A 25,550-nucleotide genomic window follows, 5' to 3' on the forward strand; every position below is an offset into this window, starting at 1 on the left:
GCTTCCTTCTGTTGATCGTTGATGGGTGATGATCAGGCCGCGTCCGACGGCGGCAGGCGCTCGGCCTCGTATTCTCCGGCGACGAGCAGTCGCCGCAGCAGCTTGCCGACCGGCGATTTCGGGATCGCGTCGACGAAGACGTAGCGGCGCGGCCGCTTGAAATTGGCAAGGCCCGAGGTGCGGCAGAACTGCTCCAGCTCGACGTCGGAGACGGCGCGATTGCGCTTGACGAAGGCGGCGACGATCTTGCCCCATTTCTCGTCGGCAACGCCGACCACCGCAACCTCGTCCACGGCGGGATGCAGCGACAGGCAGCTTTCGATCTCGACCGGCGAGACGTTCTCACCGCCGGTGATGATCATGTCGTCGACGCGGCCGGTGACGAACAGATCGCCGTCGGGATCAACGAAGCCGGTGTCGCCCGTAAAATACCAGCCTTCGCGCAGCGACTTGGCGTCGGCCTCGGGACGGCGCCAATAGCCCTCAAAGGCCTCGTCGCCTCTCAGCGTCGCGATGATCTCGCCCTCCTCGCCGACCGCGGCAAGCTCTGCGATCGACTTCGCGCCGATGCGCACCACCTTGACGTGCTGGTTCAGACCGGCCTTGCCGGCCGAGCCGGGCTTTGCCGTCGCGTTCTGGTCGATCGTAAAGGTGTAGATCTCGGAGCTGCCGTAATGGTTGACGAACAGGTCGGGCTCGAACGCCTCGTTCAGCTTCTTCAGCAGGCCATCGGTCATCGACGCGCCGGCAAAGCCGAGCTTGCGCACGCTGGAAACGTCGGTCCTGGCAAAGGCCTCGTGATGAACGAGGTCGTGATAGAGGGTCGGCACCAGGTAGAGGTTGGTGATCGCCTCCTTCACGATCAGCGCCAGCGCCTGGCGGCTGTCATAGCGCGGCAGACAGACGAAGCTGCCGCCGATCAGCGACATCGCCAGCAGCGAGCGGACCCCCATGGTGTGATAGAGCGGCATCACGCCGAGCGTGCGCTCGCCGCGGCCGTAGAGATTCTGCGCGACATGGGCGATCGCCGCGGCCCGCTCGGCACGATGCCGGCGCGGCACGCCTTTCGGACGTGAGGTCGTCCCCGACGTGTAGAGCATGATCGACCAAGCATCGGCGCCGACGCGCGGCTCGGCATCCGGCGCGCCATCCTTGATCAGATCGTCAAAGCTCGTTGCATCGCCGATCCCGGGATCGACCGATACCCGCAGCCGCCTGCCTGATAGCGCCGAGCCCTGCACCGCTTCGGCGGAAATATCCTGATAGAACACCGCGCAGGCTTCGGCGTTCTCGATGCAATAATCGAGCTCGTCCGCCTTGGCGCGCCAGTTGATCGGCGTGATGACGAGGCCGGCAAACTGGCAGGCCCAATGCAGCGTCGCTGCCTCCCAGCGGTTCTGCAGCAGCGTGACGACGTGGTCGCCGGGCTTGAGACCGAGGCGATCGAACGAGGCCACCAGCGCGGAGATCTTGTCGTACCATTGCCGGTAGGTCAGGCGAAGGTCGCCGTCGACCAGGGCAATCGCGTTCGGATCGCGCGCGGCGCTGGCCGTGAAGCTGCTGGCGAGATCAAGCATCTGACGTCTCTTTTGTGGATGAAGCGAGCTGGGCGGCGGCTTCCAGCGCCGCCTGGATGATCGGGGTGTAACCGGTGCAGCGGCAGATATGGCCGCTGAGGAGGTCACGGATGTCAGCTTCGGTCGGCGCCGGATGCGTCGCGAGATAATGGTCGAGCGACATCAAGATGCCGGCGGTGCAGAAGCCGCATTGGAGCGCGTGGTTGCGGCGGAACGCCTGCTGCAGCACGCCGAGCCGGTCAGCTGAGGGCGCGAGCCCTTCGACCGTTTTGAGCTCGCAGCCGTCGACCTGCGCGGCGAGCGTCAGGCACGACCGCGTCAGCATGCCGTCGACGACGATGGTGCAGGCGCCACAGACGCCGTGCTCGCAGCCGACATGGGTCCCGGTCGCGCCCAACTGATGCCGTAGAAAATCAGACAGCAGCATGCGCGGCTCGGCTTCTCCCTCGACGGGCCTGCCGTTGAGCGTGAAGCGCACGGAGTGGCGCTGATCGGCCTTGAGACGGGTCATCGCAGCACCTCGCCGATCAGATCGCGGCCGATCAGGCGGACCAGGTCGCGGCGGTAGCGCGCGGTGGCGTGGACGTCGTCACGCGCACCGAGCTCGTAGGCGAAGGCATTGAGGGCGTCGTCGAGCGCGCTGCCGTCGAGAACAGGCCAATCGCGCGCGGTCGGGACGTCGGCGACGCCCCCGACGGCGAGACGCACGCCGGTCGGCGTCCTCATCGCGGCGCAGGCGACGATGGCGAAATCGCCGTGACGGCGCGCGACCTCGCGAAAGGCGACGCGTGATCCCTTGACGAGAGGCAACGAGATGCCTTCGATCAACTCGTCATCGGCGCGCGCGGTCAGCATCATGCCGGCGAAGAAGTCCTTGGCGCTAACGCGGCGGCGGCGCTTGGCGCTGCGCAAAAGCACTTCGCCGCCGAGCGCAACCAGCGTCAGCGGCATCTCGGCGCTGGGATCGGCATGGGCGAGCGAGCCGCAAATGGTCCCGCGGCTCCGCGTCTGCATGTGCCCGACCCAGGGCAACGCCAGCGCGACCAGCGGCAGCGTTTCGGCAAGCTGAGGCCAGGCCAAGAGATCGGCCTGGCGCACGCCGGCGCCGATGACGATTGCATCACCCTTGCGTTCGATCTGGCGGAGCTCCTTCAGCCGCATGATGTCGATCAGCAGTTTGGGCTTGGCGAGGCGCATGTTGAGCATCGCCATCAGCGATTGCCCGCCCGCGAGCACGCGGGCATCGCCGCCTTGCTGCGCGAGGCCGTCGAGGACGTCGCCTGTGGTTTCAGCGCGGAGATAGTCGAATGCGGGCGGCTTCATCGGCGCCCCCCGAACAAGCTGGCCAGCTTCGCCAGCACGGCAAACAGCGAGAAGCCGCCGCTCTCTGCACTGCCGCCGCCGGCCTTGCGGGCGAGCGCGGTGAAAAACTGGCCGATGATGACGCGCGTCGCGCCGTCGAGCAGGCGGCCGCCGATGCTGGCGACCTTGCCGCCGACCGCGGCGTCATAGCTGTAGGTCAGCTTCGTGCCGCCGTTGCCGTCAGGTGCGAGCGTGATCCGTCCCTCGGCGTTACCAAACCCGAGCGCGCCGGTGGCGCCCCCGCGCAGCCTCACCGCGCGCGGCGGATCGAGATCGAACAGCTCGACGTCGGCGCGATAGCGCCCGCTGACGGGACCGACGCCGAGCGTGACGTCGGCGCGAAAATGCGTGTCGGTGATCTTGTCGACGCGCTGGCAGCCGGGAATGACCGATTGCAGTGTGGCGGGTTCGAGCAGCATGGCCCAGACCTGCTCGGGCGCACCCTTCACCGAAGCCTGCCCCTCGCCGCGCAGCCGCCGATCGCCTCCGCGCGCGGGCGCGGCAGTCGCGCCGCCCGCAGGTGGCGGCGGCTCAGCGCCGCGCACCAATCCTGCCAGCCGCGCCGGCACCAGCGGCAGCGTGACGTCGGCGACGCCGAGCGCATCCGCGACCGCATTGGCAAGGCACACCGGCGTCGACATGCAATTGCCTTCGCCAACGCCTTTCGCCCCGAGCGGCGTGAACGGCGACGGCGTCTCCATGTGGAAGATCTCGGGCTCCGGTACCTCTGTGGTGGTCGGCAGCAGGTAGTCGGCAAGCGTTCCCGTCAGAAAACTACCATCCTCGGCATAGGCATATTCCTCAAGAAGTGCGGCCCCGAGCGCCTGGGTAAAGCCGCCGCGGATCTGGCCGTTGACCATGCCGGGATGCAAAATGGTGCCGCAATCGTGCATGGTGACGTAGCGGTCGATCCGCGTCTCCAGCGTGGTCGGATCGATCTCCACGCCGCAGAAGTCGAAGATGAAGCCGTGGCAGAGCGAGGAGTTGATGCGGTCATCCTCGTCGGGCGGCGTCAGCTCCGGCGGCGTCCAGAACACGGTCTCGCGGATGGTCTGGCCGGCATCGTCGGGCAGCGAGCCCGGCGACCAATGGCTGAGCGCAGCGACGCGCGAGAACGCGATCCGGTTCTCCGGATTGTGCCTGGAGGCGACGAAGCCCCTTGCGAACACGATGTCGGTCGCTTCGACGTTGAGCTGACTGGCGGCGATGCGCGCAAGGCGGCCGGCGACGCGCTCGGCAGCGATCTTGGCGGTGCCCGCGACCGCCGCGGCAAAACGGCTGGCGTAGTTACCCGATGCGATCGACCAGGCATCCTTGGCGGTGTCGATCTCGGTGTTGACGCGGATATCCTTCAGATGAAGGCCAAAGACGTCCGCAACAACCTGCGCCAGTACGGTGCGATGCCCCTGCCCCTGCGGCACCGAGGCGACGTGAACCGTGACGCTGCCGACCGGATCGAGCCCGACGGTCGCGGTCGCCTGCGCTCCGTTCTTGGGACCTGCCTTGCGGCGCTCGGCGGCGGTCAGCACGGTAGTGATGTAGCCCATGTTGGAGACGCTGGGCTCGACCACCGCGGTGAAGCCGATGCCGTAGAGACGCCCCTGTGCGCGCGCCTCATCGCGCTTCGCCCTGAGTGCAGCGAGCCTGCCCTGCTCGACTGCGAGCGCAACGGCTTCCTGGTAATTGCCGGAATCGAGCAACGCACCCGTCGCGGTCCGATAGGGAAACGCGCCGGCATCGATCAGATTGCGCTTGATGACATCGAGCGGATCGAGGCCGAGGCCGATCGCGATGCGCTGCACCAGTCGTTCCAGCGCGAAATAGACCTGCGGTCCGCCAAAGCCGCGGTTGAGACCGGTCGGCGTTTTGTTGGTGACGACGACGCGGTTGCGGATTTTGACGTTGTGGATGTCATAGGCGCCGGTCAGATTGCCGTGCATGCGGTAGAGCGTCGCTGGCTCGGGCGCGCGCAGATGCGCGCCGCAATCCTCGACCTGATCCCAGTCGAGCGCGAGGATCTTGCCATCGGCGGCTACCGCCGCCGCCAAGGTCGTCGCACGGTTGGTCGCCGACACCGATGCGGTGAGATGCTCGAGCCGGTCCTCGATCCATTTGACAGGCCGCCCGGTGATGCGCGCAGCGGCGGCGATCAGCACGATGTAGGGAAACACCCCCTGCTTGACGCCAAAGCTGCCACCGGAATCCGGCGGCGTGCGCAGCCGCAAGCGATTGCCCGGCACCTTCAGCGCACGCGCAATCACGGTGTGGATGCTGAACGGTCCCTGGAAATTGGCGAGAACTTCATAGGCATCTTCGCCGGCATCGTGCGAGGCGATGACGCCGTAGGTCTCGATCGGCGTACAGGAATTGCGGGGGTAGCGGATATCGATGGAGAACCGATGCGGCGCGTCCGCAAAGGCTGTGTCGGGGTCGCCATAGCGGAACGCACGGTCGCTGGCGAGATTGCCGGGAAAGCCGTCATGCAGCACCGGCGCGCCCGTCGAGATCGCGCCCAGCGGATCGACGACGGCCCCACGCGGACGATAGTCGACATTGATCAGCTCAGCCGCGTCTTCCGCGCACGCGCGATCTGTCGCCACGACCACAGCGACAGGCTCGCCGACATAGCGCACGCGATCCATCGCAATCGGCCAGCACTCGACCGGCGCCTTCACGCCGACGACGAGACTGGTGGTGACGGCCTTGACGTCGCTGCCGGTCAGAACCGCGGCAACGCCCGGCCAGCGCTTTGCCGCTTCAACGTCGATGGAGAGAATGTCGGCATGGGCGTGCGGCGAGCGCAGGATGGTCGCATGCAGCGAGCCGGGCTGGACGCCGAGATCGTCGATGAAGCGGCCGCGGCCGGACAGCAGCGCAGCGTCCTCGACGCGCTCGATCGAACGCCCGACCCACGGTTCGTCGCCACTCCCCGGATTTGCGGATGTGACCGCCTGCAACATGTCCCGGCATACCTCCCGACGCGCTCTTTGACGCGACGGTGACAGTTGTCAGGACAGGGCGTGCGGGAGCCATACCGCGCACTCTCACGACTTACCAAATCGTCTCATTCGAGAGAGTGCAGCGCAGCATCGATCCGCGAGCATCGCCCCGCGAGACGCGAGACGTTGCGGAATTCGCGCGGGCTGACGCCGGCATGATCGCGGAAAAAACGCGTGAAATGCGCCGGCTCTGGAAAACCAAAACGCTCGCTGAGCTCGCCGAGCGGCGTCTCCTCGCGCATCACCGCCTCCAGCGCGCGCTCCATGCGCACGACGTTGAGATAGATCTTCGGCGAGACGCCGAGCGAAGCGTCGAACAGGCGGAAGAACTGCGCGCGCGAGAGGCCCGCGCCCTTCACGAACTGATCGACATTGGAAAAGGAATCGTGGACGCGCATCGCGTCCATGGCGCGGCGGATGCGCCAGTCGCAGCCCACCGCGCTCATGCCGCGGATCGAGGTCGGAAAGCTGCGCCAGGGCGTGAAACGCTCGATCACCGCGATCATCAGATCAGACAGGGTCTGCTCATGGGTGCGCACCGCATCCGGATTCGCCATCATTTCAGCGGCCAGATGCAGCGTGAGTTGGCGGATGCGCGGCGATACCTCGCCCGAAGGACGCTCGAAAAAACCCGGCGCGCCGCTGGCGGCCCAACCGGGGCGAAACTCCTTCAGCCATTCCGGCTCGATATAGAGGGCCATGATCAGCGTGCGCGGACGATTGACGTCGTGCACGTAAGCATGCGACTTCCAGCCGTCGACGAGCACGGCCGCGGCATCGGTAAGCGGCGTGACTTGGTCGCCGACCAGGAACTGCGTGTCGGCGCCCTCAACCTTGAGCAGGACGTGACAGTGATGATGAGCGTGACGGACCAGCGAACGGTCCATGTCGAGCAGCGCGACCCTGCCGAAAGCGCCGTGAGCGATGCGCAGGGCCGTCGACATCAGTTCCTTCCTCCCGACAGCATTGCGCTGCAACACGGTTGGCTCATTCGCGCGGCACTATAAGCGGCACCCGCTTCATATTCCAACCGCGCAAACCGACGCAAGTTTCTCGCACGCGTTGATCGGATCACGTTCGTGCCTCCGCAAGAAGCCGCACGATGGCGGCGCTGGGGTCGGCCTGCAACGCGGTGACGAGATCGACATCCTCCTCGCCCTTGACGCGGATGCGCTTGAAGGCGAGCTCGGGCGCGCTGACCGGTGCGGTCGCATCTAGGCCCATCTTGGCGCTGATGCCGTTGTCGGTGGTCGGATCAAGCTTAGAGCCGAGCGCGCCTGAGACGACCATGAGATCGCGATCAGCCTGGAAGCGCGTCGCCACCGCCCATTCGATCTCGTCCGACGAGGAGATGTCGACGTCCTTGTCCACGACGACCACCTGCTTGATGTCGTAATGCGCGCCGAAGGAGCACATCATTATGTTCTTGGGCTCGCCGTCATTGGCCTTGTCGATCTTGATCGCGAGATGATAGCGGCAGGTACCGCCGCGCGTCAGTCGAACGTCGAGCACGTTGGGGAAGCTGCGTCGCAGATGCTGGAGCAGCGTCGCCTCGCGCGGCACGCCGCCGAGGACCAGGTGCTCGAAGCCGCCGCCGACGATGGTGTGGAAGATCGGCTTCTTGCGATGCGTGATTGCGTCGACCTCGATCACCTCGCGATTGGCGCGCGGGCCGTAATATTGGGGGAATTCGCCGAACGGCCCCTCCGGCTCGCGCACGTCTTGCAGAATGCGCCCCTCGATCACGATCTCCGCATGGGCGGGAACCCGGACCGAATTGGTCCGGCACTTCACGACGTCGACGGGCGCGCCTAACAGCGCACCGGCAATTGCCATCTCGTCCTCGTCCAGTGCCGCGATCGCCTGCGAGGCCAGCATCAAGGCCGGATGCGCGCCGATAACGATCGCAATCTCCAGCGCCTGGCCCAGCTGCTCGGCGAGGCGATAATAGGAGAAAGTGTGCCGCGGCAGCAGCAGTACACCGATGCGGTTCTTGCCGGAGATCTGGCAACGATGGATCGAGACGTTCTGGACGCCGGTCTTCGGGTTGCGAGCGATCAGCAGGCCGGCTGTGATATAGGGGCCGCTGTCGCGCTCATTGTGCTTGGGGACCGGAAGCTGGCGCAGCAGGTCGACGTCGTCATGGACGACCTCCTGCACTGGACCGCTCGCGACCTCGTGCGTCGGCAACGGATGGCTGGCAGCCGCCAGGAACCGCGGCAGCAACTGGTCCTCGGTCACACCGATGGAATCGGCGACCCAGTCGCGGCCGGCAAAGAGGTTCGCGACCACGGGGATCGCGTGCCCGTCAGGGCGCGGAAACAGCACCGCGCTGTCGCGCTCCAGCCGCTTGGCGATGGCGGCGAGCTCGTCCACCAGCGCAACGCCCTCGCGCGCGATCGCGAGCTTGCCGCGCTCGGCAAGATAAGCGAGCCAGGCGCGCAGATCGGCGGGCGCGTTCCTCGCAACATTGTCCATTGCCATACGGGTCTATCCTCAAGGTCTCAAATCAGGGCGCGATCTTGCGCAGCGTCGGCGAGCGGCGCTTTAGGGCCTCGTCCTCGCCCCAGCGGCGCACCACGCCGATGTCGATATCGAACAAGTCGAGCACGCGGCCGACGGTGTGCTCGACCATGTCTTCAAGATTTTCCGGCTTGACGTAGAAGGCCGGCACGGGCGGCGCGACGATCGCGCCCATCTCCGATAGCGCCGTCATGGTCCTGAGGTGCCCGGTGTGCAGCGGAGTCTCGCGCACCATCAGCACTAGACGGCGGCGCTCCTTAAGCACGACGTCGGCAGCACGGGTCAGCAGCGTCGTTGTCACGCCCGAGGCGATCTCGGACATCGAGCGCATCGAGCACGGTGCCACGATCATGCCGGCGGTGCGGAACGAGCCGCTCGCGATGGCTGAGGCCATGTCGTCGATAGCATGGTTGACGTTGGCGAGCGCCCTCACCTCCGCGATCTTCAGGTCGGTCTCGTAGGCAAAGGTCTGCTCGGCGGTCTTCGACATCACGAGATGCGTCTCGACGCCGGCATTGCGCAGAAGCTGCAGCAGGCGCACGCCATAGGTGACGCCCGAGGCGCCGGAAATGCCGATAATCATCCGCTTGGGGCTGGCGTCCTGCATAGGTCTGGTTTCGCTCCCTGGAACTTCACCCGAGGTTACCCGGTCTGTGGCCAGACTAGGTGGTTGCATCCATCATCACAAATAATGATTGATTATGCAGACGATCATTTGTGATGATAACAGGAGATCAGCGACCGAAGGACAGGCCAGTGGAACTCAGGCAGATGCAATATTTCCTGTGCCTAGCCGAGGAAAAGAACGTCACAAGGGCCGCGCGCCAGCTCAACATCGTGCAGCCGGCACTAAGCATGCAGATCGCCAAACTCGAGGCCGAGCTTGGTCAAAAGCTGTTCGACCGTAGCGTCCAGGGCATGACGCTGACCAGCGCCGGCGAAGCGCTGGTGCGGCTGACGGCGCCGATCCTGCGCGACGCCGAATATGCCCGACAGGAGATGGCCCAACTCGGCGGGCGCATCTCGGGCCGCGTCTCGGTCGGCCTCATCACCTCGGTGGCGCAGAGCACGATGGCGAGGTCGTCGGCGACCGTCGCCAGCCGCTATCCAGAGATCATGCTGTCGGTCTGCGAGGGCTATACCGAAACGCTGATCGACTGGGTCAGCACCGGCCAGCTCGATTTCGCGCTGATCAACGTGCCGCGCCGCAAGACGCCGTTAGCCGCGCAACATGTCATGGACGAAGAGATGGTGTTCGCCTGCCGGAAGGACGGGCCGATCAGGCCGCCTGCAAAACTACGCTTCGACCACATCGCCAAGGTCGATCTCGTGCTGCCGTCGAAGCGCCACGGCCTGCGCCTGATCCTCGACGAGCATGCCGCCGCAATCGGAATCGACCTGCGGCCACGCCTTGAGCTCGACACCCTGCCCGCGCTCTGCGACGTGATCGCGACAACCGATTTCGCGACGGTGCTGCCGACCATTGCGCTCCGGCAATCGCTCGCCAGCGGCAGCATCCGGGCGCATCGCTTCGACGAGCAGAGGATCGTGCGCTCGATTGCCTGGGTGCATCACCCCAGGCGCGCCGTGTCGGTCGCGGCCAAGGCCGTGCTCGACGTCATCAGCCAGGATCTTGCGCAGGCCGCCGCCATGGCGAGCGGGTTCGTGGAGCCCGCCTCGCGCAACGCAACTTCGCCTTCGCGCAACGCGCGCAGGAAACCGATCTCCTGAATGCAGAATTCCGCACGGACAAGATGTCGCGCCCGCTGCAAAATGAGACGCGTTGGTAAGTTTTGAGACCAGCCGGCATCACGGCCGCAATGGCCTGCTAAATACGGTCCAGGCGCAGAAACTCGCGAACCTGGCGCTCATCACCGACGACTCCTGTCCCGGACGATTCCAGGTCTTGCAGAACAAGACACAGTCGGGAGGTCCAGTCCGAGATGACACCATTCGGTCGCGGCAAGATCACGGACAGCACGGCGCCGTGCGCCAACGGCTTTCACCTCAGCCGCAGGTCCTTGCTGTCGTTCGGCGCGGGCGCTGTGCTCGCCGCCACAGGACTTAGTCCTGCACGAGCACAGGACTATCCCGCCCGGCCGGTGCAAGTGCTCGTTCCCTTTGCCGGCGGGAGCGCCAGCGACGTCGTCACGCGCATCCTGCTCAACCGTATGTCCACATCTCTCGGGCAGGCCTTCGTGGTCGACAACCGCCCCGGCGCCGGCGGCAATATCGGCACTGCCGCCGCAGCACACGCAGCCTCCGACGGTTACACGCTGCTGATGAGCACCTCCGGGCCGCTGGCCGCTAACAAGTCGCTCTACAAGGACCTCCCCTACGATCCGCTGAAGGATCTAGCCCCAATCGGCCTGTTCGCGACGCTGCCGAATGTCATCGTGATCAACTCAAAATTGCCGCCGAAATCGCTGGCCGAGCTGATCGACTACGCCAAGGCGCATCCGCGCGAGCTGAACTACGGGACGGTCGGCGTGGGCTCCTCGCAGCACCTGGCAGCCGCCTACTTCGAGCAACTCACCGGCGCCGAACTGACCCACGTGCCCTACCGCAACATCGCCGCCTACACGCCGGACTTCATCGCCGGACAGGTCCCGCTCGGCTTCCAACTCCTGCCGAATGTCCTCGGTCTGATCAAAAGCGGTGATGCACGTCCGCTCGCGGTTGCCAACGACAAGCGCATGACGGCACTGCCGGATGTGCCGACCGCGGCCGAGGCCGGCCTTAAAAATTACGAGAGCGCGGCCTGGCTCGCGCTGCTTGCGCCGGCGAACACCGAGAAAGCTGTGGTCGAAAAGCTATATAAGGCGATGGTCGCAGCGGTGAACGATCCGAAAGTGCGCGCCCTCTTCGTCGAACAGGGCGCCGAGCCGCTGGTGATGGACCCGCAAGGCCTGAAGGACTTTATGACCTCGGAAGCCGCGAAATGGGCGAGGATCATCAAGAAGATTGGCATCGAGCCGATGTGACTCCGAGGCCTTGCTTCTCGTGGCTCTGGCTGTTCTGCACGCTATGATGCGCTACAATACTCTGCCCGCGGAAGCACGTGGAATTCACGCACCGATCGGGGTTCAATGGGGTCAACGCTCGAATATGAGAGGAAGTGAGAACATCCCCACCAAACCACGCCAAATTACGTGACAGCCGCCTTCCCTACTACTCCCACTCGATTATTCGGGAAGGTACTTTCGCGTTGATTTCCAAACACAAATCCTAGGAGCTGACGGACAAATGCCGGCGGTACGGCCGTTCCAATTCTTTGGTCTTGAATTCACAGAAAAATTCGAGCTCCTCGCGATCCTCATCATTTCGCTACCTATTGGAGTCAATCGACTGATCGGCGCTGCCTGCCTAGGCAGGGCCGCAATTACCGCGCTTCTTCGGCGAAGGTTCAAATACCGTCAAAGAGCGGGAGCGCGCTGGTCCGGCCGTTCGATTTCTTTCACCTAGTCGTTAGGACGCCGTCGACATGGCTCCGTGGCGGCTTTGAGCTAGCGCAAGGGTCGGCCGCCGGACTCAGCGAACTTGATCCGCATGAACCAGCCAGACGACCAGAACCAGCTGAGCGCGCCGTCGGAATCCAAGCCCTCGCGTTTGGAGCAGGCGCGTCGGATCGCAGAGTAATATGCCGCAGATCTTCGTGAGATCGTGGGAAAACTTCGCTAGCGCCTTCTTCACTCACCCCACGCGCGGCGCAGAAACCGGTCGACCGCGGCGGAGCCACCGCGCTTGAGGCCTACCGGCGCGATGCCAGCGTCGGGCTCGGAGATCTCGCCGGGTCCGGACCGCTCTCCAGCGCCGCACGTCTGTCTGCAAGGGCATGATCGAACAGTTCGAGGACGAGGCTGAACGCTACCATGTCCTCCTGTTCGATCGTTCCGTCGTCGTAGCACTTCAACGTTTCGGCGATGATCGCATCGACTTCTCGTCGCGATGCCAACAGATCCTGTTCGGACCCCGCTTCACGAAGCTCCGACGCCAACGCCAAGATGCGGTTGCGGCGGCTGGTGTCGTCGTCCCGGTCGTCCCTGTTCAAATAGCGGCGCAGCCAGGCGGCGGCCGACCCGATGCCGGAGAGAAGAAGCAGGGCGAACCAGAAGTAGTCGCTGTACTTATCCAGGAAGGTACGCTCCGTCCCGTTGATGACGGCTGCGGCGCCGCGGTGCACGGAGGGCTCGGTTTCCTTCTCCGTGTCGGGTTTGGTGATGTGAGCGGCGCCGGCGACGCGTCGCGTGATCGCGTCGCGGACCGCAAACAGCTGGCGATAGAAGGCCGCCGCTTTGGTCTCCGATAGCGCCCGTCTGGCTACAATGAGATGGCTGACGCTGATGGTGTCGACTTTGTCCTCCGGCCAGGCCGGATTCGCGTTGAAGACGCTGCCCGGGATTTCCTCGGCTTCGTAGCGCGGTTGCCTCAATGCGATGGCCTCGGATGCATCGACCGGAAGAAACTTCGGAGCACCGCGCGATCGCGAGGTCGCGGTGATCGCGTCGGCCGTGATCCTGCTGTCGAGCGGACCGACCGCGAGATAGGCGTCGAGGGAGGTATCTTGCGCAAGCTTTTCGATCTGATCGGTCCCGAATTGAACCGTCGTCACCTTGTCCGGCTCTACGCCGGAGCCGACCAGAACGGTGCGCAGGAGCGCCAGATTGGCGCCGGTCCTTCCGATGATGCCGACCTTGTGGCCGGCGAGATCGGCGATCTCTCCGATCGTCCCCTTCGGCTTCTTCCGGGATTCCTTGCCCGGCCGTCCGGATGGCGTCCACAGGACGATGTAGTTCTTCCGCAGCACGGCCAACGTCTGCGCGTCCGACGGCATGCTCAGGTCGCCGCGACCGACCGCGAGGTCGGCCTTACCGGCGCCCAGCAGTGCGAGCGACTCGGCCGCGCCTTCGGTTGTGATCGGAGATAGCCTGACCGACCTGCTCTCATCGGCGAAGGCCTCGGCCATCGCCTCAACCACTTGATGGTCGTCGCTGCCGGCGGGGCCGACCGCGATCCGGAGGGTCTCGGGCTGCAGGATATAGTAGAGAGCGGCGGCGGCAGCAGCGAAGACGATGAATCCCAGCGCCAGCACCACCAGCAGCCTTCGTTGGCGTCCATTGTGCGCGATCTGGCCGGGGTCAGACGGGGTCATCGGCAGAGCCTCCGCCACCAAACGAGTGGCTCAGGGATCGGTTCACGCGCCGCTTTTATTTTCCTGCCGAGCTTCCCTCATTGCATCGGTTATATCGAGAAGCTGCCTCTCATGGATTGGGCGGACGGGTCACAACCGAGATCCCACGCCTGGATCGGAGAGCGAGCGCTTCGATCGCATTCGCTCTCCGCGATGGTCCAGTTACTTCTTTTCCGGCACCCAGGTGGTGCTGGCTCGATCGTACTTGAAGCCCGGGGCGCCCTTCAGGTCGTCCTTGGTTTCGTCGAGGGTCAGCCACCACTTGTCGTTCTTCTTGGCGGTCTTGACCGCGCTGAACGGCACGATGACGTCCTTCTCGCCCGCGCCGAGGAACCCGCCCACCCCGATGACGAGTCCCGTGATCTTGCCCGATTTGTCGACGAGGACATCATCGATGTCGCCGATCTTGCTCTCCTTCGGATCGTACACAGCCTGCTTGTAGTAGTTCGTCACAGTCCAGCTTTCCGTCGGGGCCGCGGTCAGCACGGTGGTGGCAGCGAAGGCCCCGGTCGCCGTCGTCGCGGCCAGCAGACATCCGATCGCAAGATTCTTCTTCATATCCGAACTCCTCGTTTCGTAATGGACCCATCCAACGGGATAAAATGGCAAATGTTCCGATGCTGGAACGGGCTGAGCGCCGTGCAGCAGGGCGTGGGGTTTGCGCGAAGCGAGCGCTGTCGGCCTCACCCTCAGTGCAGGTCGATCTCAACCGCCACCCTGACGAGGTCCGAGTGGCTCTTGGCGCCCAGCTTCGTCTTGAGCGCCGAAGTGACGTTCGCGACGGTTTTGTAGGAGATGCCGAGTTCGGATGCCACTTCCGCTATCCGGTCTCCCCTTCCCAGCAGCCTGAGTATTTCGAGTTCGCGTGCGCTCATCTGTGTCAACGGGCTGGCTTTGATCTCGGCGCCGGCGAAGGTCGTCGCTTCGGCCAAGCGAGGCGATACGAAGCGCCCACCCGCTGCAACTTTCCGTATGGCCTCGGCCAGGATCTTTGGATCGTCGCTCTTTGAGACGTATCCTTGGATGCCCATGTCGACGGCGCGCACCACGAAGGCCGGATCATCGCTCACGCTGAGCATGACGATCCGCGCGGCGGGATCGTCCTTACGGATCCGGCGCGTCAGTTCGAAACCCGTCAGGTCTGGAAGTCTCAGGTCCACGACGGTTACGTCCGGATGCTGCTGCAAGTACGCCTGATGGCCCGTCTTCGCGTCGAAGGCTTCCTCGATTTCGACGGAATGGTCCGATGCGAACAGCGCGCGGCATCCCGTCACGACGACAGGATGGTCGTCGACGACCAGCACCCGCACCACCGATTTTGTCTTATCCTGCACCAACGATCCTCGATTCACGCGACAGGAACGCCGGGCACGCGCCATTGGTTCGATATCATCCCAACGGAAAACGAGCGAAGCGCTCGAAGAGCGCAAGTTGCCGAAGCATCCAGATCGCTTCTTCCTCGGCGGCCGCAGCACGCCGAGGCTGCAAGCAAATGCACTAGCCGGGAAAAACAGGCAATCGGCCTCTCACAAAACCGGAACCTTGCCACCATCCGCGTGTTCTCGCAGGCCGCATGTTGCGGAGAGGGAGATATTCATGAAGAAGCTGATGCTGACGTGCGCGGTTGCCGCGCTGATCTCGACGGGCGCGATGGCACAGTCCACGGTCGTCACCACCACCGGCACGGGTCACACCGCCGCGGTCCAGATCGAGCCGGAATACCGCACGAAGATCCGCACCTTCGTGACCGAACACAAAATCCGCCCGGTGGAGACCCGCGAGAGGATCGTCGTCGGTCAGCCGGTGCCGCGCGAGGTGGAGCTCGAGGCCGTGCCCGCCGACTGGGGTCCATCTCTCACCAGGTATCGCTACGTCTACTCCGGGGAACGCGTGATGCTGGTCGACCCGTCGACCCGCACGGTCGTTCAGGAGATCGACTAAGTCCTTCGGGGTGGGTCGCCGAACAGTGGCCCGCCCCGACATCAATCCGGCGCCCGCCGAGTGTTGATTCCTTCCCCGCGAGCGGCCGTCCATGCCCATCATCCGGTACTTCGTTTTCGTCGGCGCGCTGCTGCTGGCGTTGCTCTTCGCGGCCAGCCGATACCTGCCGGCTCCCGTCGAACGCGCAGCGGCGGCCGAGCCGGACAGAACCATCATCCGGATCACCTCGGCGAGAAGACTTCCCGACCGGATCGTCTTCGATACGCGTCCGCGGTCCGACCTTCCAGCCATCGCGCAGGCCGATTCGGTGGCTGAACGGCCGCAGCAGCTTGGACGCGAAGCCATGGCCGCCGCGCCCGCAGCGCCTCTTCCGGAGTCCAAGAACGATCAGCCGATGCGCTTCTCCACAGCGCCTCGTCCGCGTCCCAAGCGCGTTGCCAAGCCATCGAAAAGAGTACCCGAGCCGCAGCTTGCCTTCGACCGACACGACCGGTTTTCAGCTGAATGGAGGTAGAGAAAAGGAAGAGGCAGCGCCTTGCGGAGCGCGGCCTCTTCTGCGTCGGACCGACAGGTTTACCAGTGGTGACGATGCCATCGATGTCGAACCACCGGATAGGATCCGCCATAGTAGGCGTAGGCGGGTCGCACGACGCGCCGATAGCGGTAGCCGTAGGAGACAGGGGCGCTGTAGTAGGTGCTCGTGTAGCCGCCGCCCCAGCCATAGGGTTCGTCGTACCCGTAGTCGTAGGCGTACGGGCCGCCATAGTAGCCGGCGCCGTAGTAACCGGGGCCGCCGTAATATCCGTAGCCGGGGCCCCAACCGTACGCCGAGGACGCAAGCCCGCCGATCACGGCACCTGCGACGAGGCCGCCGGCGATGCCCGGGCCCCAGCCACCACCCCGCCAGCGAGCTTCGGCGGGAGATGTCGTGGCCACCGAAGCCAAACCGAGGGCGCCGACCATGAGCGCCGACATTGCAATCTTCTTCATCGGAATTCCTTTCTCATTGCGTGCCCCGGCCGTTAACGGGAAAAATAGGCAATGGTTGCTACTGCGGCGGCATTCGGCAAAGCAGGATACGGCGTGAACTTCCAGGTCACGGTGCTCAAGATCCTCGTCAGCTATCCCGACGGGTTCGCCGTCATGGCGGATCTCAAGCGGGACATGGCTATCCTGGCCACCAGCGGCCGGGAGTGGGCGGACAGAACTCGTCGCCTTGCCGCCCGCGTCCCCGATCTCGACCTTTTCTCGCAGGGACTGGTCGAGCGCCTGAACGGCGGATGGCGGATCACCGATAAGGGGCGCGCGGTGCTCGACTTCATGGAAGGAAGGCCTGTCGAGGCGCAAGCGAAGCCAGGCGCTTCCGCTGCAATCCCCGCCTCCGAGAAGGCCACTCCAAGGCTCCTCGCCCGGACAAGGAGCGCCCGAAGCAGGCGCCTGCAACGCCGCCGGGCGGCACGCGAGAAAGCAAGTGCCAAGGCGTAGACGCCTCCGCGTACAGATCGGGAAAAACTGGAAACTTTTATGCGCGCGTTGAGTTTGCGTCGGATGCAAATGCCGGCGGCCGGAGCGCGACGATGTTCGACGATGTAGTGTTGAAGACTGCCGCGGAGACGGCATGGACGGTGTACCGGTCGCGGCACCCCGGCATCGACGCTCGAGATGACCGGCGTTGCCTGCTGCAGCGTCATCTGCGGAGGAGATGGGAAGAACGACGAAGCGATACCGAAGGACTCGCGAGCTTCGGAATAGCTTATCTCGACCGGCTCCCTAGAGAGGAATGCTAGGACGGCTAAGAGCATTCGTTGCGCGGGCGGCTCGCGGAAGCACCAGGCCCTACTGGACTTTGCTCGCGATCTCCTGTCTCGCCTCCGCCGCGATCGTCATGGCGCTGCGCTTTGTGGTCGAGGGCTGAAAAGCAGACGCGTCCATCAAAAGAAAACGGCCCGCCGGGTTTTTCCCGGACGGGCCGCTCCGTCGTCAACCGGTTCAGTGCATGTGAATCAGGAAGTATCCGGCACCGCCGACGAAGATCACTGCGGGGACAGCCCACAACAAGATGACGGGCATGACGTTCTCCTCCATTCCGATTCTATCGGAAGGACCTGGCGGCCCTTCAGTTACTCGGTGCAGACCTTCGTGGTCTTCACGGCGGATTCCGCCTCGACCTTGGTCTTGTACACGCCGTCGCCAACGACCGTGGTGGTGGTCGTGGTCGGCTTGCTGTCGACGACCGTGCACTTCTTCGTGGTCGCGTCGCGCACGATGTAGAACTCCGCGGCGCTCGCGGCCTGGGTGCCAAGGGCGAAAGCGGCGAGAGCGCTGCACAAGATCAGTTTCTTCATGATGTCCTCTCCTCCAGTAGCGTTTCAAGTATCACGCAAACGAGAGCGCGGACCTAAAGTTCCTCTTTTTCCCAATTCCGATGCAGCAGTGGAAAGGCCTCATCGTAACGGCTTTCGAGAAAGAGAGCGAAAAAAAATTGCCGTTAATTCCCGATTGGAACTGAAGGTGACGTTGCATGTTGATCGGCACCATGTTTCAGGAGGTTCAGATGAACAAACGTCTTTTGTTGGCAACCACCGCCTTCGTCGCGATTGCGACTTCGGCCTTCGCCCAGTCTTCGCCGAGCACCTCGACGACCGCGCCGTCGGCGCAGCGTCAGCAGGATTCCACGTCGACTTCGACACCTTCGACAACGAGCTCGCCGTCGGCTTCGACCACCAGCCCGTCGACGTCGAGCGCCGCGCCCAGCAACTCCGCGCAGACCTCGAATCCTTCGTCGACAAATTCGGCCCAGACGCAGCCGCCTTCGTCCCCGAGCCAGAGCGCAGCTGGCCAGGCGCCCAACTCTGGCAACAACACCAGCACCTCGCAGGCCCCGGCATCCTCGAATTCGCCGAGCCAGGCGCAGACGAACACGACCACTCCGCAGTCGAACCAGGCCCAGACTAGCCAGCCTTCCGGCAACTCGACCCAGTCGGCCAACCCGCCGGCGTCGAGCAGCAACCAGGCGCAGCAGAATCAGACCGGTTCGAACTCCACAAACGCCGCGCAGCGGACCAACGATAGGCAGAACAATGCCGACCGGTCTTCGATCAACGTGAACGCGTCGATCAACATCAACGATCAGCAGCGCACCCGCGTCAGCCAGTCGATTGCGCGTCTCGACGTGAGGCCGCTCACCAGCGTGAACTTCTCGGTGTCCGTCGGCACGGTCGTTCCGCGCGACGTGCGCCTGCAGCAGCTGCCGGCCGACGTGGTCGAGATCGTTCCGCAGTACCGCGGCTACGACTTCGTGATCGTAAAGGACGAGATCGTCATCGTGGAGCCGTCCAGCTACAAGATCGTCGCCACGCTGCCGTATTCCGGCAGGTCGACGGCTTCCGCGCCGGCCCGCAGCGAGGAGCGCAAGACCACCTTCAGCGATCGCGACCGCGAGGTGATCCGGAAGCACGCGAGGGCACGGCCGGTCGAGCGTGAGAAGCACGTAACCACCGGTAGTACCGTCCGCACCGAGATCCGGACCGGCGAGCGCGTGCCCGAGGGCGTCGAGGTCGAGACTTTCCCGGAGGAGGTCTATCGCGACGCGCCGACGCTGCGCGAGTATCGGTACATCAACCGCGACAGCCACACCTACATCGTCGAGCCGCGCGAACGCCGCGTCATCGAAGAGATCGACTGATGTCGCTACGCTGACTTCGATGGCCCCCGGTCGTTGCTACCAGGATTGGGGGCCATTGCAGCGGCAGCCCAAGCAACGGTTTGGCTTCGGCGCTAAAACTGGCAAGCAAGACAAGGGCCGCTTTCCGAGCGGCCCTTTCGTTGACAATCTGGGATGAACCGTATGTCCACTCTCGCAAGGCTGACGGCACAGAAAAAACAATTGCTGGCGCGGCTCGGAGCCGATCCGGCCCCGAATGAGCGCGCCGAAATCCAGGCGCTGCTCGCCAAGATCGAAACCGCTCTCAAGCTGCTGGACCCGCAAGGCGCTTCTCTGCCGGACAGGGGTTGACGAGACCCATTAGGCCTATTTTTAAGGTGATGACGACGATGCGCTTGGTTGCCAGCTTGACGGAGGTCTGCCTGGTTCTCGGCAATTTCGGTTCCGCCGAGGCACGTTCCTATCGGAGCGACGCCTTCGACGGCTCGTGGCATCTAATCTTCGAGACGCGATCCGGATCTTGCGACCCAAGCTATAGTTTCGACGTCAACGTCTCGAATGGCAACATTTCTCATCCGAACCTTGTCAGGTTTCGGGGCCGCGTATCGAGGAGCGGCGCGGTGCGGGCCTCCGTGACAGTTCAGGACAAGCATGCCGAGGGCACCGGGAGACTAGACGCGACAAGCGGATCGGGCACGTGGAGCGGATACTCGGGCACCGCCAAGTGCGGGGGGATCTGGAGGGCGACTAAAGCCTAGAAAGCTTCTGAACTATGGAAAAGGGTGGACGCGTCCCGCTCGATAGAAGACTGGGGAATCTGGTTGGCCCCGACTGGCAGACGGCGGCCGAGATTCAAAGAATTTCCGGCGGAGAAACGCTTGAAGTCGCGAAGACACTCGATCGGCTGTGGGAGGCCGGGCTGATCGAGCGGGAGACCCTGGACATAGGCATTGGTGTTCGGCGCAAAGGTGGAGGAGCCCAATTGCGTCGCATCAGATACAGGCGCAAATCCTCGAAGCTGTAGCGATCGGTTTGAGCGTCGTGGGCGGATCTCTACTTCCCTACGAAACGGCTACCGCTCCTGAAGCGCGATGTCTCTATCGATGGAGACACCTTGTTGCTATTGACTCCGTCCCCGGGACGACGGCGTTAAGACGATTTTCAAGCAGCTCGCTTGGAATAAGGCTACCGGAGCGGGAGCGGCTTTTTTGGGAGAGGCGGATTCGAGTCAGCAATCTCAAGTTCGGCGACGCTCAGACACCGACACTTCGTCGCATTCATTTCGCGCGTGTCCAAACAACGTCGACGACCTCTCCGCTCAGCGGACGGATGGTGAGCGTGAGCCGATCTCCTGTGATCGCCACAAAGCGCTTCTGGTCCGTGCCGTTCCAATTCGGGAACGAGCTCCCTGCGACATGAATCGCGATGCTGTGGTCCGCCTCGTTCACCGAGTATGTTCCGAAGTAGGTCTGGGTCCCGTTCGCCGTAACCGTGTTCTCTTCGGCAGTGCCCTGCCAAAGCGCGCTGCTGGCGTTTTTCGCGCGATCCGACCGCATGACCGTGATGACGTACCGCCCGCCAGCGTCGAAGACGGCCATGCCCGCCGGGCTCGCTCCGAACTGCTGCAATGTGGTGCCATCGTTCTTCTTCTGCTCCCAAGAGACCGCCATCCATGTTCCGACGAGTTCGTCCTTCAGGGTTGATTGCTGCCCCCAGGCTCCGTCCGCTGGAAGAGACAATCCCAGCGCCGCGATGACGCAAAAGCTAAGGATCCAACGGTGTTTCATATCGCGTTCTCCGTTTCTGCCTCGGAAATGCTGCCCGCAAATCCGGGCCGACGGTAGCGCGTCGCCGCACTGTGTTGTGATCGCGCGGCTTGAGCGGCGATCAACCGGGCACGGGACCTGCGGCGGATCGGCTTGTCGGCGCGAGGTCGGCAGGGCGTGCTCGGCCCGCATCTCTCGCCCGTCGGCGTTCCGAAAGAAACCGCGTCAGCCACCCGAGAAGGTCGGCGGTCCGGCGATGCTGCGCGTCGTGGATAATGCGGTCGAGATCCTGAAATAGATTGGTTTGGTCCTGCATTGCCTACTGCGTTCGGAGGGAAGCGTCTCAGGGATTCGATACAAGACGAGAGACGGGCTTTTTCGGATGGTCAGTCAGCGACCCATCACGGCCCGGATCGCGACGCCGATCACGAACGCGGACAGGACGGTCGACGCGATGGGATATTTCGTGTTGTCCACGGCTAGTGCGACGCTTCGAGCTTCCGCATCTCTTGCAGGCGGGCGAGGCAATAGTCGCGATAAAGAACTTCGATGAATGTCCACATGACCAAATCCCCATCCGATCTAATGCGAACAGGGTGCTCCCGTTCGGTTTCAGCAGTGTGTCGCGACCGCGGGAAATGGTTTCCCCGTTCGGCTGGCCGGCGGCTATCGACCCGACCCCGCGCGAACCCTCGAGCTACTGAAGTCCGAGCCGCACGCTGCTGCACCTCCGGCGGAACCGTTAGGCCCAGGCGGCGCGCAGCGCGCATGTCCACGACAAGGCTCGGGCAACACAGGGACTCGATCGGCAACTCGTTTGCGGAACGGCCCTCGAGGAGACGGCAGGCTTGCCCCGCCATGCGGTGGGCAGCTTGCCCAAGCGATGTTCCGTAGCTCAGAAGGCCTCCGGCGCCGGCCTGTTCCAGCGCAACCAAGGCCGGCAGGTTCTGCGCCAGAGCACGCTCCGCGATCTGGACGGCATGAACGCCGATGATCGGGTTTTCCAGCGCCACGAGAGCTTGCGTGCCATCTTGGCCCATCCTGGCGAAGGCCGTCTGCAGATCGGGTTCAGGCCCGACGACACGCAGGTCGATTGCGTGCAGACCGGCTTCCCGCGCGGCGCGCGTGCCGGCATTGCGAAGGCAATCGGAGACGGCTGCGTCGGACAGATAGGCGATCCTTGTCAGGTCAGGCTTGATCGCGCGGAGCAGCGCGATCTGGGCCGCCGCATGGCCGTCGTCAAAGGTCGTAACGCCTGTCATGTTTGCCAAAGGGTCGCCCGAAGGACGCGCGAGCTCGTCCCCGGCCGGCTGTACGACCACCGCAAAGACGATCGGAATCGCGGCCGTGGCAGCTCTCTCTGCGCGCGCGGTCACTGCGCCGACCGCTGCAATCAGATCGACGCGGAGCCGCACCATGTCCTGCGCGTATCCGGCGAGTTTCGTCGAGTCCCCGTATGCGATCCGTTCATGGAATACGACGTTTTCGCCCTCGACCAAACCGTGCTCGCGCATGCCTTCCTTGAGCCAATGGCTCGGCGAACTCCGCGGACAGTTCGATCACTTCCCGACCTGGCGCACCAGCCAGCAGTCGGTGTGGGATATCCGCAAGCGCTTCCAGTGGTGCCAAGTCGCCATCTGGGCTGACGATCTGCCCCCCGACGCTCCCGAATATGGCGACCTCGAGCTCTATCTCGCGAGCCAGAACGCGGGACAAAAACTTAGCGTTCCCGGCATCCGCCACTAGCCGCACAGAATCGCTTGTACAAGCTTGGTTTCCGAGGAGTTCAATTTGGCAACGCGACGCGAAATCCTTCAGGTCGGCGTAGCAGCCGCAACGCTGGCCGCTGCGAACGGCCTCGGACAACTGGGCCGCGTTACTGCCCAGCAACGGCTGACTGAAGCCGAACTCCTCAGGTTCGAACCGATGGGCAACATTACCCTACTGCACATCGCCGATCTGCATGGTCAGTTGATGCCAGCTTACTTGCGCGAGCCTTCGATCAACGTCGGCGCAGGCAGCGTCATGGGCTTGCCGGAAGGGGCGAAAGCAAAGGACCTTCTGTCTCATTTCGGCATCCCGGCCGGCTCAGGTGCCGCCCACGCGTTGACTTCGGAAGATTTTGAGCAACTGGCAAATGCCTACGGCCGGATCGGCGGCCTCGACCGCACGGCGACCGTGGTCAAGTCCGCTCGTGCCGAGCGCGGCGCCGAGCGGGTTCTGCTGCTTGACGGCGGCGACACTTGGCAGGGCTCGCTGACCTCCTACAGGACGCGCGGGCAGGACATGGTCGAATACCTCAAGCTGCTCAAGCCCGACGCCATGACCGGCCACTGGGAATTCACGCATGGCGAGGCCCGAGTCAAGGAATTGGTCGAAGCGCTGGGCTGTCCGTTCCTTGCCCAGAATATGCGCGACAATGAGTGGCAGGATCCGGTGTTCGAGGCCTATTCCGTGATCGAACGTGGCGGCATCAGAATTGCCGTCATCGGTCAGGCGTTTCCGTTCACCGGGCTCGGCATTCCGCGCAGGCTGATTCCCAACTGGAGTTTCGGCATTCGCGAGGAAGACCTGCAGGCCACCGTCCTCAAGACCAGGCAGCAAGGGGCCGCGCTGGTCGTCCTGCTCTCGCATAACGGGTTTGGCATCGACCGTAAGCTCGCTAGACGGGTCGAGGGTATCGACGTGATCCTGACTGCCCATACGCATGATCCGTGGCCGCAGGTCGTCCGGGTCGGCAAAACGCTGCTAGTGGCTGGCGGCAGCCACGGCAAATTCCTCGCCCGCCTCGATCTCGATGTGCGCGGCGGCCGCGTAGAGGGTTATCTGTTCAAGCTGATCCCGCTGTTCTCGGACGTGATCCGTCCCGACCTCGAGGTGCAAGCGCAGATTGCGAAGGTTCGCGCGCCGTTCGCGGCGGAGCTTGCCCGCGTGGTAGGCCGCTCGGATAGCCTTCTCTACCGGCGTGGTCGCTTCGACTGCAGCGCCGACGACATGATCTGTGCCGCACTGCTCGAGGAGCGCGACGCCGAGATCGCGCTTTTCGCCAGGCTTCTGGTGGGGGACGAGCCTCTTGCCCGGCGCGCCGATCACTGTTGAGGACATCCACAACATGACTTCGATCGCCTATCCCGAAGTCTGCCGCGCGCCGCTGACTGGCGAACGCTTGAAGAATATCATGGAGGACGTTGCCGACAACCTGTTCCATCCTGATCCCTACTACCAGCAGGGCGGCGACATGATCCGCTGTGGCGGCGTCGGGTATTCCATTGATCGGCGCAAGCCGATCGGACAGCGGATCTCGGACATGGTGATCTTGAAGACCGGTAAGCCGATCGAATCCTCCCGCGACTACATGGTTGCAAGCTGGGGCTGCACGGGCGACGCGGTCGAGGGACCCCCTATCTGGGATCTGCTTGAGCGATATGTCGCGCGCAAGAGGGTCGTCACCGCATCGTCTGTTTCAGCGATATCAGTTGTCGACAGATAGGCGGCAAGCCTCTCCCTTTGCCGACCCGGACCGAGTTGATAACCTCACTTGGGCGCGCCGAGCTTTTTGAGCCGACGCAAGTCGCTTGCGGCCTCCGAGAGCAGCCACTCGCGGAACGTCACGATCTTCGGCAGGTTCGCGGTCGCCTTGGGGCAGAGAATCCAGTAGGTCTTCGACAGCGGAAGCGACAACGGAAACGGCCGCACCAGATGGCGGTTGACGAGGTCCCATGCCGCCAGAGCGGTACGCGCCAGCGCGATGCCTTGTCCGTTGATTGCGGCGTCGATCACCATGCTAGCGCGGTTGAGGACTGGGCCGTGAGTCGCGGCGGCATCATCAAGTCCGGCTTCCTGAAGCCAATTCTTCCAGTCGGCGCGACTGTCCATGTGGATCAGTGGAAACTTCAGGATGTCGGCGGGTTTGCTCAAGCGTCGTTTGCCGGACAGCAGCTTCGGGCTGCAGACGGCAAAAAGCTGTTCAGGGCTCAGCCGCACCGCGTCCAGCCCTGGCCAGTTGCCGTCGCCATGGCGGACCGCAAGGTCGACCTCCTCCCGCGCGAAGTCCACGTGATGCAGCGTGGCGGAAACCCGCAGGTCGATGCCGCTGTGCGCCTCCGCAAAATGGCCGAGCCGGTGCACCAGCCATTTGGCGGCGAAGTCTGGTGAGGTCGAGACGGTGAGCACGCCTGCATTCTGCCGCTGCAAGAGCCGCTCGGTGCCGATGGCGATGCGGTCGAGCGCGTCGCGCACCACCGTGAGATAATCGCGACCGGCCTCGGTGATGATCAACCGCTGCCGCTCGCGGTTGAACAGCTTGAGCGCAAGCTCCGTCTCCAGCGCTTTCACTTGATGGCTTACCGCGCCTTGGGTCACACAAAGCTCTTCGGCCGCGCGCGTAAAACTCTCGTGGCGCGCAGCGGCCTCGAAAGCCTTCAGGGCATTGAGCGGCGGCAGGCGTGGGCGCATCGAACCGACTTCATGAGAAAAACTAAGGCAGGCAGGAGAAACGATGCTTTGCGGGGAAGCATCCCGCAGCAT

24 protein-coding genes and 1 pseudogene are annotated in these 25,550 nt (G+C 63.9%); 9 read left to right on the forward strand and 16 right to left on the reverse strand.

Features of this window, described 5'->3' with window-relative positions; all coding sequences use genetic code 11:
* Positions 1-32 precede the first annotated feature (32 nt).
* From L6637_RS14870 to L6637_RS14900, 7 genes are all read right to left on the reverse strand, one after another.
* Positions 33-1,577, reverse strand: a complete 1,545-nt coding sequence (locus tag L6637_RS14870; protein WP_237866385.1) for an AMP-binding protein — start codon at positions 1,575-1,577, stop codon at positions 33-35.
* On the reverse strand, positions 1,570-2,088 hold the full coding sequence (locus L6637_RS14875) for a (2Fe-2S)-binding protein (protein ID WP_237866384.1): 519 nt from the start codon (positions 2,086-2,088) through the stop codon (positions 1,570-1,572). The genes L6637_RS14870 and L6637_RS14875 overlap by 8 nt, the downstream gene beginning before the upstream one ends.
* Positions 2,085-2,900, reverse strand: a complete 816-nt coding sequence (locus L6637_RS14880) for an FAD binding domain-containing protein (RefSeq protein WP_237866383.1) — start codon at positions 2,898-2,900, stop codon at positions 2,085-2,087. The genes L6637_RS14875 and L6637_RS14880 overlap by 4 nt, the downstream gene beginning before the upstream one ends.
* Complete coding sequence (locus L6637_RS14885; RefSeq protein ID WP_237871086.1) at positions 2,897-5,899, reverse strand: xanthine dehydrogenase family protein molybdopterin-binding subunit; 3,003 nt, start codon at positions 5,897-5,899, stop codon at positions 2,897-2,899. The genes L6637_RS14880 and L6637_RS14885 overlap by 4 nt, the downstream gene beginning before the upstream one ends.
* 104 nt (positions 5,900-6,003) lie before the next feature.
* Complete coding sequence (locus L6637_RS14890) at positions 6,004-6,882, reverse strand: helix-turn-helix transcriptional regulator (protein WP_237866381.1); 879 nt, start codon at positions 6,880-6,882, stop codon at positions 6,004-6,006.
* 127 nt (positions 6,883-7,009) lie between these two features.
* On the reverse strand, positions 7,010-8,422 hold the full coding sequence (locus L6637_RS14895) for a UbiD family decarboxylase (RefSeq protein ID WP_237866380.1): 1,413 nt from the start codon (positions 8,420-8,422) through the stop codon (positions 7,010-7,012).
* 25 nt (positions 8,423-8,447) lie between these two features.
* Positions 8,448-9,068: a UbiX family flavin prenyltransferase gene (locus L6637_RS14900; protein WP_237866379.1), complete on the reverse strand. Its 621-nt coding sequence runs from the start codon at positions 9,066-9,068 to the stop codon at positions 8,448-8,450.
* A 164-nt stretch (positions 9,069-9,232) separates the two neighbouring features.
* Here L6637_RS14900 and L6637_RS14905 point away from each other — a divergent pair, with 164 nt between their 5' ends.
* Together L6637_RS14905 and L6637_RS14910 are read left to right on the forward strand one after the other, a co-directional pair.
* Entirely contained in the window at positions 9,233-10,192 is a 960-nt protein-coding gene (locus L6637_RS14905) for a LysR family transcriptional regulator (protein WP_237871477.1), read from the forward strand.
* 212 nt (positions 10,193-10,404) lie between these two features.
* Positions 10,405-11,445 (forward strand): Bug family tripartite tricarboxylate transporter substrate binding protein, encoded by a 1,041-nt coding sequence (locus L6637_RS14910; RefSeq protein ID WP_237871088.1) that lies wholly within the window; start codon positions 10,405-10,407, stop codon positions 11,443-11,445.
* 767 nt (positions 11,446-12,212) lie between these two features.
* Here L6637_RS14910 and L6637_RS14915 read toward each other — a convergent pair.
* From L6637_RS14915 to L6637_RS14925, 3 genes are all read right to left on the reverse strand, one after another.
* Positions 12,213-13,613, reverse strand: coding sequence for a TAXI family TRAP transporter solute-binding subunit (locus L6637_RS14915; protein WP_237871090.1), 1,401 nt, complete (start codon positions 13,611-13,613; stop codon positions 12,213-12,215).
* 201 nt (positions 13,614-13,814) lie between these two features.
* Complete coding sequence (locus L6637_RS14920; RefSeq protein ID WP_237866376.1) at positions 13,815-14,210, reverse strand: PRC-barrel domain-containing protein; 396 nt, start codon at positions 14,208-14,210, stop codon at positions 13,815-13,817.
* A 131-nt stretch (positions 14,211-14,341) separates the two neighbouring features.
* Positions 14,342-14,986: a response regulator transcription factor gene (locus L6637_RS14925; protein WP_377802876.1), complete on the reverse strand. Its 645-nt coding sequence runs from the start codon at positions 14,984-14,986 to the stop codon at positions 14,342-14,344.
* A gap of 262 nt (positions 14,987-15,248) precedes the next feature.
* Here L6637_RS14925 and L6637_RS14930 point away from each other — a divergent pair, with 262 nt between their 5' ends.
* Both L6637_RS14930 and L6637_RS14935 read left to right on the forward strand, forming a co-directional pair.
* The gene (locus L6637_RS14930) at positions 15,249-15,593 is read left to right on the forward strand and encodes a DUF1236 domain-containing protein (protein WP_237866375.1); all 345 of its coding nucleotides are present in this window, start codon (positions 15,249-15,251) and stop codon (positions 15,591-15,593) included.
* 91 nt (positions 15,594-15,684) lie between these two features.
* Positions 15,685-16,107 carry a hypothetical protein gene (locus L6637_RS14935; protein WP_237866374.1) on the forward strand — a complete coding sequence of 141 codons (423 nt, stop codon included), beginning with the start codon at positions 15,685-15,687 and terminating at the stop codon, positions 16,105-16,107.
* A 59-nt stretch (positions 16,108-16,166) separates the two neighbouring features.
* On the opposite strand, the gene L6637_RS14940 is transcribed toward L6637_RS14935, so the two are convergent.
* On the reverse strand, positions 16,167-16,583 hold the full coding sequence (locus L6637_RS14940; protein ID WP_237866373.1) for a hypothetical protein: 417 nt from the start codon (positions 16,581-16,583) through the stop codon (positions 16,167-16,169).
* Positions 16,584-16,676: 93 nt separating this feature from the next.
* Between L6637_RS14940 and L6637_RS14945 the strand changes: the two genes are divergently transcribed.
* Positions 16,677-17,078 (forward strand): hypothetical protein, encoded by a 402-nt coding sequence (locus L6637_RS14945; protein WP_237866372.1) that lies wholly within the window; start codon positions 16,677-16,679, stop codon positions 17,076-17,078.
* A 635-nt stretch (positions 17,079-17,713) separates the two neighbouring features.
* On the opposite strand, the gene L6637_RS14950 is transcribed toward L6637_RS14945, so the two are convergent.
* Positions 17,714-17,938: a hypothetical protein gene (locus tag L6637_RS14950; protein WP_237866371.1), complete on the reverse strand. Its 225-nt coding sequence runs from the start codon at positions 17,936-17,938 to the stop codon at positions 17,714-17,716.
* A 316-nt stretch (positions 17,939-18,254) separates the two neighbouring features.
* Positions 18,255-18,602: a hypothetical protein gene (locus L6637_RS42585; protein WP_338076574.1), complete on the reverse strand. Its 348-nt coding sequence runs from the start codon at positions 18,600-18,602 to the stop codon at positions 18,255-18,257.
* A gap of 94 nt (positions 18,603-18,696) precedes the next feature.
* Here L6637_RS42585 and L6637_RS42590 point away from each other — a divergent pair, with 94 nt between their 5' ends.
* A complete protein-coding gene (locus L6637_RS42590; RefSeq protein WP_333909376.1) occupies positions 18,697-19,278 on the forward strand; it encodes a DUF1236 domain-containing protein in 582 nt (193 codons plus the stop codon).
* 162 nt (positions 19,279-19,440) lie between these two features.
* Entirely contained in the window at positions 19,441-19,608 is a 168-nt protein-coding gene (locus tag L6637_RS14960) for a hypothetical protein (protein ID WP_237866369.1), read from the forward strand.
* Between the two features lie 926 nt (positions 19,609-20,534).
* On the opposite strand, the gene L6637_RS14965 is transcribed toward L6637_RS14960, so the two are convergent.
* Together L6637_RS14965 and L6637_RS14970 are read right to left on the reverse strand one after the other, a co-directional pair.
* A complete protein-coding gene (locus tag L6637_RS14965) occupies positions 20,535-21,044 on the reverse strand; it encodes a lipocalin-like domain-containing protein (RefSeq protein WP_237871096.1) in 510 nt (169 codons plus the stop codon).
* Between the two features lie 458 nt (positions 21,045-21,502).
* Complete coding sequence (locus L6637_RS14970; protein ID WP_237866367.1) at positions 21,503-22,537, reverse strand: ABC transporter substrate-binding protein; 1,035 nt, start codon at positions 22,535-22,537, stop codon at positions 21,503-21,505.
* On the opposite strand from L6637_RS14970, the gene L6637_RS14975 reads away from it, so the two are divergent.
* Positions 22,536-22,769, forward strand: a complete 234-nt coding sequence (locus tag L6637_RS14975) for a hypothetical protein (RefSeq protein ID WP_237866366.1) — start codon at positions 22,536-22,538, stop codon at positions 22,767-22,769. The two genes, L6637_RS14970 and L6637_RS14975, sit on opposite strands and share 2 nt — an antisense overlap.
* Positions 22,770-22,814: 45 nt before the next feature.
* A pseudogene (gene soxB / locus L6637_RS14980) lies at positions 22,815-24,513 on the forward strand (thiosulfohydrolase SoxB).
* 44 nt (positions 24,514-24,557) lie between these two features.
* On the opposite strand, the gene L6637_RS14985 reads toward soxB, so the two are convergent.
* Entirely contained in the window at positions 24,558-25,478 is a 921-nt protein-coding gene (locus L6637_RS14985) for a transcriptional regulator GcvA (RefSeq protein WP_249798501.1), read from the reverse strand.
* Positions 25,479-25,550: the final 72 nt, after the last annotated feature.

Origin of the sequence: Bradyrhizobium zhengyangense (genome assembly GCF_022012435.1) — a bacterium.
Classification (GTDB): domain Bacteria; phylum Pseudomonadota; class Alphaproteobacteria; order Rhizobiales; family Xanthobacteraceae; genus Bradyrhizobium; species Bradyrhizobium zhengyangense.

Bases quoted from the DNA above. Each gene is read 5' to 3' on its own strand.
- L6637_RS14905 (WP_237871477.1), top strand. From the start codon at position 9,233: ATGCAATATTTCCTGTGCCTAGCCGAGGAAAAGAACGTCACAAGGGCC.
- L6637_RS14940 (WP_237866373.1), bottom strand. From the start codon at position 16,583: ATGAAGAAGATTGCAATGTCGGCGCTCATGGTCGGCGCCCTCGGTTTG.
- L6637_RS14885 (WP_237871086.1), bottom strand. From the start codon at position 5,899: ATGTTGCAGGCGGTCACATCCGCAAATCCGGGGAGTGGCGACGAACCG.
- L6637_RS14870 (WP_237866385.1), bottom strand. From the start codon at position 1,577: ATGCTTGATCTCGCCAGCAGCTTCACGGCCAGCGCCGCGCGCGATCCG.
- L6637_RS14915 (WP_237871090.1), bottom strand. From the start codon at position 13,613: ATGACCCCGTCTGACCCCGGCCAGATCGCGCACAATGGACGCCAACGA.
- L6637_RS14985 (WP_249798501.1), bottom strand. From the start codon at position 25,478: ATGCGCCCACGCCTGCCGCCGCTCAATGCCCTGAAGGCTTTCGAGGCC.
- L6637_RS14920 (WP_237866376.1), bottom strand. From the start codon at position 14,210: ATGAAGAAGAATCTTGCGATCGGATGTCTGCTGGCCGCGACGACGGCG.
- L6637_RS14930 (WP_237866375.1), top strand. From the start codon at position 15,249: ATGAAGAAGCTGATGCTGACGTGCGCGGTTGCCGCGCTGATCTCGACG.
- L6637_RS14935 (WP_237866374.1), top strand. From the start codon at position 15,685: ATGCCCATCATCCGGTACTTCGTTTTCGTCGGCGCGCTGCTGCTGGCG.
- L6637_RS14975 (WP_237866366.1), top strand. From the start codon at position 22,536: ATGCCTTCCTTGAGCCAATGGCTCGGCGAACTCCGCGGACAGTTCGAT.
- L6637_RS14960 (WP_237866369.1), top strand. From the start codon at position 19,441: ATGTCCACTCTCGCAAGGCTGACGGCACAGAAAAAACAATTGCTGGCG.
- L6637_RS14890 (WP_237866381.1), bottom strand. From the start codon at position 6,882: ATGTCGACGGCCCTGCGCATCGCTCACGGCGCTTTCGGCAGGGTCGCG.
- L6637_RS14895 (WP_237866380.1), bottom strand. From the start codon at position 8,422: ATGGCAATGGACAATGTTGCGAGGAACGCGCCCGCCGATCTGCGCGCC.
- L6637_RS14970 (WP_237866367.1), bottom strand. From the start codon at position 22,537: ATGCGCGAGCACGGTTTGGTCGAGGGCGAAAACGTCGTATTCCATGAA.
- L6637_RS14910 (WP_237871088.1), top strand. From the start codon at position 10,405: ATGACACCATTCGGTCGCGGCAAGATCACGGACAGCACGGCGCCGTGC.
- L6637_RS14875 (WP_237866384.1), bottom strand. From the start codon at position 2,088: ATGACCCGTCTCAAGGCCGATCAGCGCCACTCCGTGCGCTTCACGCTC.
- L6637_RS14880 (WP_237866383.1), bottom strand. From the start codon at position 2,900: ATGAAGCCGCCCGCATTCGACTATCTCCGCGCTGAAACCACAGGCGAC.
- L6637_RS14950 (WP_237866371.1), bottom strand. From the start codon at position 17,938: ATGAAGAAACTGATCTTGTGCAGCGCTCTCGCCGCTTTCGCCCTTGGC.
- L6637_RS14965 (WP_237871096.1), bottom strand. From the start codon at position 21,044: ATGAAACACCGTTGGATCCTTAGCTTTTGCGTCATCGCGGCGCTGGGA.
- L6637_RS14900 (WP_237866379.1), bottom strand. From the start codon at position 9,068: ATGCAGGACGCCAGCCCCAAGCGGATGATTATCGGCATTTCCGGCGCC.